The organism is Thioalkalivibrio sp. ALE20, from assembly GCF_000381405.1.
GTDB lineage: Bacteria > Pseudomonadota > Gammaproteobacteria > Ectothiorhodospirales > Ectothiorhodospiraceae > Thioalkalivibrio.
The window spans coordinates 361,965-374,408 of record NZ_KB906471.1; the positions used below are offsets into that span (position 1 = coordinate 361,965).

At 67.7% G+C, this 12,444-nt stretch carries 11 protein-coding genes; 3 read left to right on the plus strand and 8 right to left on the minus strand.

The window, feature by feature from the left end; translation table 11 throughout:
* Nucleotides 1-59 precede the first annotated feature (59 nt).
* Entirely contained in the window at nt 60-2,018 is a 1,959-nt protein-coding gene (ftsH, locus tag F790_RS0101770; protein ID WP_018869968.1) for an ATP-dependent zinc metalloprotease FtsH, read from the minus strand.
* A gap of 58 nt (nt 2,019-2,076) precedes the next feature.
* Entirely contained in the window at nt 2,077-2,703 is a 627-nt protein-coding gene (gene rlmE, locus F790_RS0101775) for a 23S rRNA (uridine(2552)-2'-O)-methyltransferase RlmE (RefSeq protein WP_018869969.1), read from the minus strand.
* Nucleotides 2,704-2,775: 72 nt separating this feature from the next.
* Between rlmE and yhbY the strand changes: the two genes are divergently transcribed.
* The gene (yhbY, locus tag F790_RS0101780; protein WP_019589319.1) at nt 2,776-3,078 is read left to right on the plus strand and encodes a ribosome assembly RNA-binding protein YhbY; all 303 of its coding nucleotides are present in this window, start codon (nt 2,776-2,778) and stop codon (nt 3,076-3,078) included.
* Here the strand turns inward: yhbY and greA are convergent.
* The 6 genes from greA to aroC form a co-directional block, all read right to left on the minus strand.
* Nucleotides 3,071-3,550 carry a transcription elongation factor GreA gene (gene greA, locus F790_RS0101785; protein WP_018869971.1) on the minus strand — a complete coding sequence of 160 codons (480 nt, stop codon included), beginning with the start codon at nt 3,548-3,550 and terminating at the stop codon, nt 3,071-3,073. The two genes, yhbY and greA, sit on opposite strands and share 8 nt — an antisense overlap.
* Nucleotides 3,547-6,783, minus strand: a complete 3,237-nt coding sequence (carB, locus tag F790_RS0101790; protein ID WP_019590693.1) for a carbamoyl-phosphate synthase large subunit — start codon at nt 6,781-6,783, stop codon at nt 3,547-3,549. Before carB ends, greA begins: the two co-directional genes overlap by 4 nt.
* 73 nt (nt 6,784-6,856) lie before the next feature.
* Nucleotides 6,857-7,990 carry a glutamine-hydrolyzing carbamoyl-phosphate synthase small subunit gene (gene carA, locus F790_RS0101795; protein ID WP_018869973.1) on the minus strand — a complete coding sequence of 378 codons (1,134 nt, stop codon included), beginning with the start codon at nt 7,988-7,990 and terminating at the stop codon, nt 6,857-6,859.
* Nucleotides 7,991-8,069: 79 nt separating this feature from the next.
* Complete coding sequence (gene dapB, locus F790_RS0101800) at nt 8,070-8,864, minus strand: 4-hydroxy-tetrahydrodipicolinate reductase (RefSeq protein WP_026332698.1); 795 nt, start codon at nt 8,862-8,864, stop codon at nt 8,070-8,072.
* A gap of 55 nt (nt 8,865-8,919) precedes the next feature.
* Complete coding sequence (locus tag F790_RS0101805; RefSeq protein ID WP_026332697.1) at nt 8,920-10,086, minus strand: MFS transporter; 1,167 nt, start codon at nt 10,084-10,086, stop codon at nt 8,920-8,922.
* Nucleotides 10,087-10,206: 120 nt separating this feature from the next.
* Complete coding sequence (gene aroC, locus F790_RS0101810) at nt 10,207-11,313, minus strand: chorismate synthase (protein ID WP_019021203.1); 1,107 nt, start codon at nt 11,311-11,313, stop codon at nt 10,207-10,209.
* Between the two features lie 94 nt (nt 11,314-11,407).
* Here aroC and F790_RS0101815 point away from each other — a divergent pair, with 94 nt between their 5' ends.
* Nucleotides 11,408-11,956 (plus strand): heme-binding protein, encoded by a 549-nt coding sequence (locus F790_RS0101815; protein ID WP_019590695.1) that lies wholly within the window; start codon nt 11,408-11,410, stop codon nt 11,954-11,956.
* Between the two features lie 22 nt (nt 11,957-11,978).
* The gene (locus F790_RS0101820) at nt 11,979-12,440 is read left to right on the plus strand and encodes a rhodanese-like domain-containing protein (RefSeq protein WP_019590696.1); all 462 of its coding nucleotides are present in this window, start codon (nt 11,979-11,981) and stop codon (nt 12,438-12,440) included.
* The last annotated feature ends 4 nt before the right edge of the window (nt 12,441-12,444 follow it).

Sequence of the window (12,444 nt, forward strand, 5' to 3'; positions counted from 1 at the left end):
GCGGCCGGGGTGCGCAACGGTCATGCCCGCCGCCACGCGACGACGGGCCCTCGGGCGGGTCAGGACTGAGGTGCCGGCCCTCCGACCACGCCGCGGTCGCTGTCCCGCGAGTCGTCGGCGCCTTCCTCACCCTCGCCGTCACCCGCCGGGCTGCCGGCATCGCCCCCGCCGGAGGAGCCGTCGTTCCAGTCGGCGGGTTCACGCGGCTCGCGACCGGCCATGATGTCCTCGATCTGCTTGTCGTCGATGGTCTCGTACTTCATCAGTGCGCCGGCCATCGCATGCAGCTTGTCGAGATTGTCGAGCAGGATCTGGCGCGCATGATCGTAATGGGTATCGATGATCTTGCGCACCTCCTCGTCGATCGCATTGGCGGTTTCGTCGGACATCTGTTTGGGCTTGCCCATCTGCGGGCCGAGGAACGACTGCTGCTCGTCCTCGCCGTAGTCCAGCGGCCCCAGCTTCTCCGACAGCCCCCACTTGGTCACCATGTTGCGGGCGATCTGCGAGGCCTTCTCGATGTCGTTGGATGCCCCCGTGGTGACCGATTTCTCGCCGAAGATGATCACCTCGGCCAGGCGTCCGCCGAACAGGCTGGCGATCTGGCTCTCCAGCTTGGTCCGCGAATGGCTGTAGCGGTCCTCCTCCGGCAGGAACATGGTCACGCCCAGCGCGCGGCCGCGCGGGATGATGCTGACCTTGTACACCGGGTCGTGCTCGGGGACGGTCAGGCCCACGATCGCGTGCCCGGCCTCGTGATAGGCGGTCAGCTTCTTCTCGTCCTCGGACATCACCATGGAGCGGCGTTCGGCGCCCATCATGATCTTGTCCTTGGCGCGCTCGAAGTCGCTCATGTCCACCAGGCGCTTGCCGGCGCGGGCAGCGAACAGCGCCGCCTCGTTGACCAGGTTGGCCAGGTCCGCACCGGAGAAGCCCGGCGTGCCGCGCGCGATCTTGTGCGGGTTCACGTCTTCCGCGATCGGCGTCTTCTTCATGTGCACGTTGAGGATCTGCTCGCGACCGCGCACGTCCGGCGGCGGCACCACCACCTGACGGTCGAAGCGGCCCGGACGCAGCAGCGCCTGGTCCAGCACGTCGGGACGGTTGGTCGCGGCGATCACGATCACGCCCTCGGTGCCCTCGAAGCCATCCATCTCGACCAGCAGCTGGTTGAGGGTCTGCTCGCGCTCGTCGTGACCGCCACCGCCCATGCCGCCGCCGCGCTGACGCCCCACGGCGTCCAGCTCGTCGATAAAGATGATGCACGGGGCGTTTTTCTTGGCCTCGGCGAACATATCGCGCACGCGCGAGGCGCCGACCCCCACGAACATCTCGACGAAGTCGGAGCCGGAGATGCTGTAGAACGGCACCTTGGCCTCGCCCGCGATGGCCTTCGCCAGCAGGGTCTTCCCGGTACCCGGAGAGCCCACCATCAGCACGCCGCGCGGGATCTGCCCGCCGAGCTTCTGGAACTTGCCCGGATCCTTGAGGAAATCGACCAGCTCCACGACCTCGTCCTTGGCCTCGTCACAGCCGGCCACGTCGGAGAAGGTCACCTTCACCTGGTCCTCGGACATCAGCTTGGCCTTGGACTTGCCGAACGACATCGCGCCCTTGCCGCCGGCACCGCCGCCCTGCATCTGCCGCATGAAGTAGATCCACACGGCGATCAGCAGCAGGATCGGGAACCAGCTGATGAGGATGCTCATCAACAGGCCGCGCTCGGCCTCCTCCTCGGCGTTGATCTCCACGTTATGGTTGAGGAGATCGCCGATCAGCCCCGAATCGTTCGGGTTGACGGTGGAGAAGCGCTCCCCGTCGGCCATCTGCCCGGTGATCTTGTCACCTTCGATGGTGACGCTGTCCACGCGACCGCTCTGCACCTGCTGGATGAACTCCGAGTAGGTGATGCTGCGCGTCGCCTGCTGCTCGGGATCGGGCGCGAAATTGTTGAAGATGGACATCAGGACGACGGCAATCACCGCCCAGATGATCAGATTCTTTACCAGGCCATTCAAAACGACACCTCAAAAGCTGTGCTGGGCCGAACGCGTATGCGTGGATACTAATGGATCGTTACACATCCCGTGGGTTCCGCGCCAATACATACACTTCGCGTGAGCGGGGCCGCGACGCCTTCGGCTTGCGCACCTTCACCTGTGCGAAACACCGGCGCAGCTCCGCAAGGTAGGCATCCGAGCCTTCCCCCTGGAACAGCTTGACCAGAAACGCGCCATTCGGTTTCAGCACGCGCAGCGCCAGATCCAGCGCCAGCTCGCACAGATGGATCGAACGCGGCTGGTCAACGGCATCCGTACCGGTAAGATTGGGGGCCATGTCGGAAAGCACAAGATCCGCACCCTCGCCGCCCAGGGTCTCGAGGATGCGGTCCAGCACTTCGTCCTCGCGGAAATCCCCGGTCACGACCTCCGCGCCGGGGACCGGGTCCATCGGCAGGATGTCGGAGGCGACCAGCACGCCCTTGCGCCCGATGCGACCGGCCGCGTACTGGGTCCAGCCCCCGGGAGCCGCCCCCAGATCCACCACGCGCATCCCGGGCCGCAGGAGACGGTCGCGCTGGTCCAGCTCTTCCAGCTTGAAGACCGCGCGACCGCGATACCCTTCCTGCTGCGCGCGCTGCACGTACGGGTCATCGAAATGCTCCTTCAGCCAGCGCTGACTGGAGCGACTGCGCTTAGGCATCACCCGTCCCCCGGTTTCGTGCCGGCGGCGGCGTGCTACACTCGTAACGTTTCAAAACGAAGCAAGCCTCCCGTGAATCTGACTGACGCGCAACGCCGCCATCTGCGCAGCCTGGCCCACCCGCGCAAGCCCGTCGTGACCCTTGGCCGCCACGGCCTGTCCGAGGCCGTACTGGCCGAGCTGGAACAGGCGCTGGCCCACCACGAACTGGTCAAGGTGAAGGTCGGGATCGGCGACCGCGACACCCGCGCCGAGGTCGTCCACGACATGTGCGAGCGCACCGGCGCGGAGCTGGTTCAGCGCATCGGGCATGTGGCCACCCTGTTCCGGCGCAACCCCGAAGCGCCGAAGGTCAGTCTCGACCCCGTCAGTTGACGTAGCGCACCTCGAGGATCTCGTATTCCGTCTCGCCTCCGGGTGCCTGAACGGTCACGATGTCGCCCTCTTCCTTGCCGATCAGCGCCCGGGCGATCGGCGAGGATACCGAGATCATGTTCTGCTTGATGTCGGCCTCGTCGTCGCCGACGATCTTGTAGGTGACCTCGCGCCCGTCCTCGGTGGCCTCCAGCACCACCGTGGTGCCGAACACCACCTTGCCGGTCTGCGGCAGCGCGGTCACGTCGATGATCTCGGCATTGGACAGGGTCGCCTCCAGCTCGCGGATACGCCCCTCGATGAAGCTCTGCTGCTCGCGCGCCGCATGATACTCGGCGTTTTCCTTCAGATCGCCGTGCTCGCGCGCCTCGGCAATCGCGTTGACCACCTTCGGCCGGTCTTCGGCCTTCAGGCGCCGCAGCTCTTCCTTCATCTTCTCGGCGCCATTCAGGGTAAGCGGTGTCTTCTTCATGAACCCAACCCTCCTGCTCGGTTCTCCTCGTGGAGCGACTGCAGCCGGAACACGTCGCTGCCCTCCAGATGGTCCAGGGCCTGGACCGTGGCCCGGGCCCCGGCGATGGTGGTGGTATAGCCCACCTTGTGCATCAGGGCCTCGCGCCGGATGGTGTAGGAGTCGGCGGTCGACTGCTTGCCCTCCACGGTATTGATGATAAAGCTGACCTCGTCGTTCTTGATCATGTCGACGATGTGCGGGCGCCCTTCGGTGACCTTGTTCACGCGGGTCACGGCGATGCCCTGCTCTTCCAGCAATCCGGCGGTGCCGCGGGTCGCCAGCACCTCGAAACCCAGCTCCACCAGCCGACGCGCGATCCCGATGACCTCCGGCTTGTCGATGTCGCGCACCGACACGAAGGCCTTGCCGGTGGAGGGGAGCCGCACGCCCGCGCCCAGCTGACTCTTGGCGAAGGCCTCGGCGAAGCTGCGGCCCACCCCCATCACCTCGCCGGTGGACTTCATCTCCGGCCCGAGGATCGGATCCACGCCGGGGAACTTGGCGAACGGGAAAACCGCTTCCTTGACCGAGTAGTAGTCGGGGAACACCGCACCGCCGATGCCCTGGTCGGCCAGCGAGGTCCCGGCCATGCAGCGCGCCGCGATCTTGGCCAGCGGCAGGCCGACGCTCTTGGACACGTAGGGCACGGTGCGCGAGGCACGCGGATTGACCTCCAGCACGTAGATGTCGTCACCCTTGATCGCGAACTGGGTATTCATCAGCCCGACCACGCGCAGGCCCACGGCCATCTTGCGTACCTGATCCACCATGCGCTCCTGCAGCTCCAGCGACAGCGAGAACGGCGGCAGCGAGCAGGCGGAGTCCCCGGAATGGACACCGGCCTGCTCGATGTGTTCCATCACCCCGCCGATGAACACGTCCTGGCCGTCGCAGACGGCGTCGATGTCGACCTCGATCGCATCGTCGAGGAAACGGTCCAGCAGCACCGGCGCCTCGTTGGAGACCGACACCGCGCTGTGCATGTAGCCGCGCAGGTCCTCGCGGTCGCGCACGATCTCCATCGCGCGGCCTCCGAGCACGTAGGACGGGCGCACCACCAGCGGGTAGCCGATCTCGTCGGCCAGCTTCTCGGCCTCTTCCTCGCTGCGCGCGGTGCGGTTCGGCGGCTGCTTGAGCCCCAGCTTGTTCAGCAGGGCCTGGAAGCGCTCGCGGTCCTCGGCCAGGTCGATCGAGTCGGGGCTGGTACCAATGATCGGCACCCCGGCATCCTCCAGGTCCCGCGCCAGCTTCAGCGGGGTCTGACCGCCGTACTGCACGATCACGCCGGTGGGCCGCTCGGTCTCCACGACCTCCAGCACGTCCTCCAGCGTGAGCGGCTCGAAGTACAGCCGGTCGGAGGTGTCATAGTCGGTGGAGACCGTCTCCGGGTTGCAGTTGACCATGATGGTCTCGTACTGGTCCTCGCGCATGGCGAGTGCCGCATGCACGCAGCAGTAGTCGAACTCGATCCCCTGGCCGATGCGGTTGGGCCCGCCACCCAGGACCATGATCTTCTGCCGGTCGCCCGGCTCCGCCTCGTTCTCTTCCTCGTAGGAGGAATACATGTACGCGGTGGTGGTGGCGAACTCGGCCGCACAGGTGTCCACCCGCTTGTACACCGGGCGCACGCCAAGACGATGACGGTGCTTGCGCACGGCCTTCTCGGTCTCGTTCAGCAGCCGGGCCAGGCGCAGGTCGGAAAAACCGCGCTGCTTCAGTCGGTACATCTCCTCGGCATCGATCTCGCCGAGGATGCGGTCGCGCACCGCCTTTTCCAGATCCACCAGCTCCTGGATCTGCGCCAGGAACCAGGGGTCGATGGCGGTCAGCTCGAAGATGTCCTGCACGCTGAAGCCGTGACGGAAGGCATCCGCCACGTACAGCAGCTGGTCGGGCGTCGGGTTGGCCAGTGCGGTGCGCAGGCGCTCCACCACATCCGGCGCGTCGAGATCGATGCGCTCGTCCAGGCCGTCCATGCCGGTCTCCATCGAGCGCAGCGCCTTCTGCAGGGATTCCTGGAAGGTCCGGCCGATGGCCATGGCCTCGCCGACCGCCTTCATCTGCGTGGTCAGGCTGGCCTCGGCCTGCGGGAACTTCTCGAAGGTGAAACGCGGGATCTTGGTCACCACGTAGTCGATGGACGGCTCGAACGAGGCCGGGGTCAGGCCGCCGGTGATCTCGTTCTTCAGCTCGTCGAGCGTATAGCCCACCGCCAGCTTGGCCGCGACCTTGGCGATCGGGAAGCCGGTTGCCTTGGAGGCCAGCGCGGAGGAACGCGACACCCGCGGGTTCATCTCGATCACGATCATGCGCCCGTTGTCGGGGTTGATCGCGAACTGCACGTTGGAGCCGCCGGTCTCCACCCCGATCTTGCGCAGCACCGCCAGCGAGGCGTCGCGCATGATCTGGTATTCCTTGTCGGTCAGGGTCTGCGCCGGGGCCACGGTGATCGAGTCGCCGGTATGGATCCCCATCGGATCGACGTTCTCGATGGAGCAGATGATGATGGCGTTGTCCGCCTGATCGCGGACCACCTCCATCTCGAACTCCTTCCAGCCCAGCGCGGACTCCTCCAGCAGCACCTGGTTCACCGGCGAGAGGTCGAGCCCGTTCTTGACGATGTACTCGAACTCCTCGCGGTTGTAGGCGATGCCGCCGCCCGAGCCGCCGAGGGTGAACGAGGGCCGGACGATCACCGGAAAGCCGATGCGCGGCTGGATCTGCTGCGCCTCTTCCCAGGAATGCGCCAGCTCCGCGGTGGGGGTATCCAGACCGATATCGGCCATCGCCGCCTTGAAATGGTCGCGGTCCTCGGCCATGTCGATCGCCGCCTCGTTTGCGCCGATCATCTCCACCCCGTGCTTGTCCAGCACCCCTTCGCGCGAGAGATCCAGGGCGCAGTTCAACGCGGTCTGCCCACCCATCGTGGGCAACAGCGCGTCCGGCTGCTCGGCGGCGATGATCTTCTCCACCGTCTTCCACTCCACCGGCTCGATGTAGACCGCGTCCGCCATCTCCGGGTCGGTCATGATGGTCGCCGGGTTGGAGTTCACCAGGATCACCCGGTAGCCCTCCTCGCGCAGGGCCTTGCAGGCCTGGGCGCCGGAGTAGTCGAACTCGCAGGCCTGGCCGATCACGATCGGGCCGGCCCCGAGGATCAGGACGCTCTGGATATCGGTACGCTTGGGCATGAGGCCGCTCTCGCTGGCTGTCGGGTCAGGATTCGGGTTCGGCGGACGGCACGCGGGCGCGCCGCCGGGGTTCTCAGGCGCGGGCGGCGCGCATCATCTCGACGAAATCGTCGAACGCCGCGGACACGTCATGCGGCCCCGGGCTCGCCTCCGGGTGTCCCTGCAGGCTGAACGCCGGGCAGTCCGTCCGCGCAACGCCCTGCAGGGTGCCGTCGAACAGCGAGCGGTGGGTCGGCGTCAGGGTCTCCGGGAGCCGGTCCTCGTCGATCGCGAACCCGTGGTTCTGCGACGAGATCATCACGCGCCCGCTGGCTTCGTGACGAATCGGGTGGTTGGCGCCGTGGTGGCCGAATTTCATCTTCACGCTCTGCGCGCCGCTGGCCAGGCCCAGCAGCTGATGGCCGAGGCAGATACCGAACAGCGGCAGGCGCCGCTCGCAGAATTCACGGATCGCCTCGATCGCGTAGCCACAGGGTTCCGGATCGCCCGGCCCGTTGGACAGGAATACCCCGTCGGGCGCCAGCTCCAGCACCTCGGCGGCCGGGGTCTCCGCCGGCACCACGGTCACCCGGCAGCCGCGATCCACCATCATCCGCAGGATGTTCTGCTTCATGCCGAAGTCGTAGGCCACCACGTGATACTCGGCCGCCTCCGGGCTCAGCTGCCGCGGCTCCCCGCCCAGCTGCCAGGTGCCCTCCAGCCACTCGTAGCGCTTGCGCGTGGTGACCTCGCGGGCCAGATCCATGCCCTTGATGCCGGGAAACTCGCGGGCCGCGGCCAGAGCCGCCGACTCGTCCACCTCGCCGGCCTGGATGCAGCCGTTCTGCGCGCCCTTCTCGCGCAGCAGACGGGTCAGCCGCCGGGTGTCGATGCCGGCAATGGCGACGATCCCGTGGCGCAGCAGATAATCCGGCAGCGACTCGCGCGAGCGGAAGTTCGACACCAGCGGCGGCACGTCGCGCACGATCAGCCCGGCGGCCTGCGCGCGGGACGACTCGTCGTCTTCCGGGGTGGTGCCGGTGTTGCCGATATGCGGATAGGTCAGGGTCACCATCTGCCGGGCATAGGAGGGGTCCGTCAGGATCTCCTGATAGCCGGTCATGGCCGTGTTGAACACCACCTCGCCGACGGTCTGGCCGAGGGCGCCGATCGCCTGGCCATGGAACACGGTGCCATCTTCAAGGACGAGCAGGGCGGGCGCGGGCACGGGCGAACCTCCGGCAAGGGATCATCAAACGGGATGGGGCAAGTGTACGCGAGGGTCCAAATCCCCGTCCAACGCGGCGTCACAGCTCGCGCAGGCCGAGGACGTCCTGCATGTCGAACAGTCCGGGGCCGCGTTCGCTGGCCCACACCGCCGCACGCACCGCGCCGGCGGCGAAGATCCCGCGGTCCGAGGCCTTGTGGGTGATCTCCACCCGCTCGCCCTCGCCGGCGAACAGCGCGGTGTGCTCGCCGACGATGTCGCCACCACGCACCGTGGCAAAGCCGATGGTGCTGCGCTCGCGCGCGCCGGTGTGTCCCTCGCGGCCGTACACCGCGTCCTGCTCCAGGTCGCGCCCCAGGGTGTCGGCCACGATGCGCCCCAGACGCAGCGCGGTGCCCGACGGGGCATCCACCTTGTGCCGGTGATGCGCCTCGAGGATCTCCACGTCGGTGCTGTCACCCAGCGCGCGCGCCGCCAGTTCCACCAGCTTGAAGGTCAGGTTAACCCCCACGCTCATGTTGGGGGCATACACGATCGTATGCTCCGTGGCCGCCTCGCGCAGCGCCGCCTCCTGCGTCGCATCCAGGCCGGTGGTGCCGACCACCAGGGTGCGGCCCGCCCGGCGGCAGATCTCGAGGTGCTCCATGGTGGCCTCGGGGCGGGTGAAATCGATCAGCACGTCGAAATCTCCGGTCACCGTGTCCAGATCCTCCACCAGGTGCACGCGGCCGGCCGCATCCACCGGCTGGCCGATGGCCTCGCTGCCCGGACGTTCGCTGGCGGCACCCAGTTCCGCCTGCGGGTGTTCCTCCACCGCGCGCACCAGGTTCTGCCCCATGCGCCCGGCGGCGCCCGCGACTGCTACTCGGATCATGATCGTTGCGTCCTCCTGTCAGTTGCACAAAGCCTACGCGAGCCCCGCCGATGCGTCAGCCCGCCCGGGTCCGGGCCACCACCCGCCGGTGGCGCCAGTGACCGAACAGCGAGGCCACCACCCCGGCTGCCGCCAGCCCCGCGGCCAGCACGTAGACCGAGGCCGAGCCCACGCCGTCCCACAGATAGCCGGCGGCCAGACTGCCCAGCGCACCCCCGATGCCGAAGGCCAGCGATGAATAAAGCGCCTGCCCGCGCCCCTGCAGCCGGCCGGGGAAGAAATAATGGATCAGCGAGATCGCCGCCGCGTGATACACCCCGTAGCTGAAGGCATGCAGGGTCTGGATGAACAGCAGCATCGGCAGCGACTCCGGCACCGCCGCCAGCAGCGACCAGCGCAGGGTGGTCAGCACCAGCGCGAGCGTCACCAGGAACCACGCGCCGAAGCGCAGGATCAGCCGCGGCGTGATCAGGAACAGGAACACCTCGGCCAGCACGCCCAGGGCCCACAGCTGCCCGGCCATGGAGCGGGAGAAACCGGCCTCCTCCACGTACAGGGTGAAGAACGCATAGTACGGCCCGTGACTCGCCTGCATGAAGAAACAGGCCAGGAACAGCCCGATGACCTCGGGCCGCCGCAGCACGCTCCCAATCGACGGCACGTTGTTCTCGGCCACCTCGTCACGCGGCGGCTCGGGGACCTGCAGCGTGCTGACATACAGCCCGACGAACAGCAGCAGCACCAGCCACGGCAGCCAGGCCACGTCGATGTAGTCGAACAGCCAGCCCAGCGAGGCCACCGCCACGATGAAGCCCACCGACCCCCACAGCCGCACCAGCGCATAGCGGTGACTGTCGCGCCCCAGGGTGCGCAGGGTGGTGGCCTCGAACTGCGGCAGGATCGCGTTCCAGAAGAAACTGAACACCGCCATCACCGCCGCCAGCCACCAGTACCCCGAGTACAGCAGCACCCCGGTGAAGGCGATCAGCCCCGCCAGCGCCCCCGAGCGCACCAGCGGCATGTGGGTCCCGGTGCGATCGGCCAGCCAGCCCCAGACGTTGGGCGCGATGATCTTGGTCGCCAGCACGATCGCCATCAGCTCGCCGATCTGCGAACCGGAGAACCCCAGCTCGGACAGATACGGCCCCCAGTAGGGCATGAAGGCCCCGATGGTGGCGAAGTAGAAGAAATAGAAGCTGGACAGGCGCAGGTTGGGCGTCACGACCGGAACCACGGGTTACGGGCCGCCCCCGGGCCCGCGCTTTACGGACCCGGGGCGGCCGGGAAAACGGACGAAAGGGGCCATCCAGCGACCCCGGGCGCCCCGACGGGGCCAGCGAGCTCAGGTGCCGGAAGAACCCCCGGGATACGGGCCGCGATCGGGCACGTCGGCGTTCTGCCCGCGATGACGCAGGGCATGATCGGCCAGCACCAGCGCCGTCATCGCCTCGGCGATGGGCGCGGCACGGATGCCCACGCAGGGGTCGTGGCGCCCCTTGGTCACCACCTCCACCGGCTCGCCGGCGGTGTCGATGCTGCGACCCGGCAGGCGGATCGACGAGGTCGGCTTGAGCGCCAGGTTCGCGCGCAGCGCCTGGCCGGTGGAGATCCCGCCCAGCACGCCCCCGGCATGGTTGGACAGGAAACCGTCCTCCGGGGTGATCTCGTCGCGGTGTTCGGTGCCGCGCTGGGCGACGCTGTCAAACCCGGCGCCGATCTCCACACCCTTCACCGCATTGATGCTCATCAACGCGTGGGCCAGCTCGGCATCCAGGCGGTCGAACACCGGTTCGCCCCACCCGGCCGGGACTCCGCGGGCCTCCACCGTCACCTGCGCCCCGATGGAATCCCCCGACTTGCGCAGCTGGTCCATGAACTCTTCCAGCTCCGGGACCCGCTCGGGATCCGGACAGAAGAACGGGTTCTCTTCGGTGCGGGCAAGGTCCTTCTCCGCCAGCTCCAGCGGCCCCAGCTGCGACAGCCAGCCCTGGATCGCGATGCCGTAGCGCTCCTCGAGAAAGCGCCGTGCCACCGAGCCCGCCGCCACCCGCAGCGCGGTCTCGCGTGCGGAACTGCGCCCGCCCCCGCGATAGTCGCGGATGCCGTACTTGCGGTGATAGGTGTAATCCGCGTGTCCCGGCCGGAACTGGTCCTTGATCTCGCTGTAGTCCTTCGAGCGCTGGTCGGTATTCTCGATCAGCAACCCGATCGGAGCACCGGTGGTCACGCCCTCGAACACCCCGGACAGGATGCGCACCCGGTCCGGCTCGCGCCGCTGGGTGGTATGGCGTGACTGGCCGGGCCGCCGCCGGTCCAGATCCTTCTGCAGATCGGCCTCGGTGAGCGGGATCCCGGGCGGGCAGCCATCCACGACCCCGCCCAGGGCCGGTCCATGGCTTTCGCCGAATGTAGTGACGACGAACAGTCGTCCAAAGCTGTTTCCTGACATGGCGCCAGTTTACCGCCAGCCGCCGGGGATGTCGCCCGCCCATGGAAGCGACCCGGGTACCACCACCGGAATCCGCGTCGCCGTCCTTTCGTCTATGCTCCTGTCACTCAACCGCAAGGAGTTCTCCATGACCCGTCTGCAATCGCTCCGCCGCACCGCCCTGGCCACCGTCCTGAGCGGGATGCTGGGCTTCGGCGGCTCGGCCGCGGCCGACGTCTACACCGAGCTGCCCAGCCTGAACCTGGACCTGGCCCAGGAGCTGGCGATGGCCACCGTGCAGTCCTGCCGCGACGACGGACACCAGGTCAGCGCCGTGGTGGTGGACCGCAGCGGCAACGATCGCGTCGTCATGCGCGACGACCGGGCCGCACCGCAGACCATCTCGATCGCCGGTGACAAGGCCCGCGCCTCGGTGATGTCCGGCCTGGACTCCGGTGACTTCGTGGCCAACCGCGAGGATATCCGTGACGAAATGAACAACGTCGACGGGATCCTGATGCTGGACGGGGCCATCCTCATCGAGGCCGCCGGCCGTGTCCTCGGTGCGGTGGGGGTCTCCGGCGCCCCGGGCGGCGATCTGGACCGGGCCTGCGCGGAAGAAGGCATGGAGGCGATCCGGGAAGAGCTGGACTTCGCCATGTAACCCTGCAACCGGAGACCATCACATGAGCGAACATTCCGACCCGCACGGACACTCGCCGGACACCGGCGCCGGCGTCCCGCGCATCCACCCGGTGGAGGCCTGGGAGCGCCTGCGCGAACGGCCCCGGGATCTGCTGGTCGATGTTCGCTCGACCATGGAATTCCTGTTCGTGGGGCACCCTGCCGGGGCGATCCACATCCCGTGGATCGACGAACCGGACTGGACGGTGAACCCGGACTTCGTGCCGCAGGTGCGCAAGCTGCTGCTGGGCGGGGCCATGGACACCGCGGAGGACGCCCCGTCGGTGTACCTGATCTGCCGCAGCGGCAAGCGCACCCTGGCGGCCGCCGAGGCCCTGCTGCAGTCCGGAGTGCACAACGTGTACTCGGTCGAAGAGGGGTTCGAGGGCCCGCTGGACGAGCAGCACCACCGTTCCACCGTGAGCGGCTGGCGCTACCACGGCCTGCCCTGGGAGCAGTGCTGAAGGC

Bases quoted from the DNA above. Each gene is read 5' to 3' on its own strand.
- rlmE (WP_018869969.1), bottom strand. From the start codon at position 2,703: ATGCCTAAGCGCAGTCGCTCCAGTCAGCGCTGGCTGAAGGAGCATTTC.
- greA (WP_018869971.1), bottom strand. From the start codon at position 3,550: ATGAAGAAGACACCGCTTACCCTGAATGGCGCCGAGAAGATGAAGGAA.
- carB (WP_019590693.1), bottom strand. From the start codon at position 6,783: ATGCCCAAGCGTACCGATATCCAGAGCGTCCTGATCCTCGGGGCCGGC.
- dapB (WP_026332698.1), bottom strand. From the start codon at position 8,864: ATGATCCGAGTAGCAGTCGCGGGCGCCGCCGGGCGCATGGGGCAGAAC.
- aroC (WP_019021203.1), bottom strand. From the start codon at position 11,313: ATGTCAGGAAACAGCTTTGGACGACTGTTCGTCGTCACTACATTCGGC.
- F790_RS0101815 (WP_019590695.1), top strand. From the start codon at position 11,408: ATGCTCCTGTCACTCAACCGCAAGGAGTTCTCCATGACCCGTCTGCAA.
- F790_RS0101820 (WP_019590696.1), top strand. From the start codon at position 11,979: ATGAGCGAACATTCCGACCCGCACGGACACTCGCCGGACACCGGCGCC.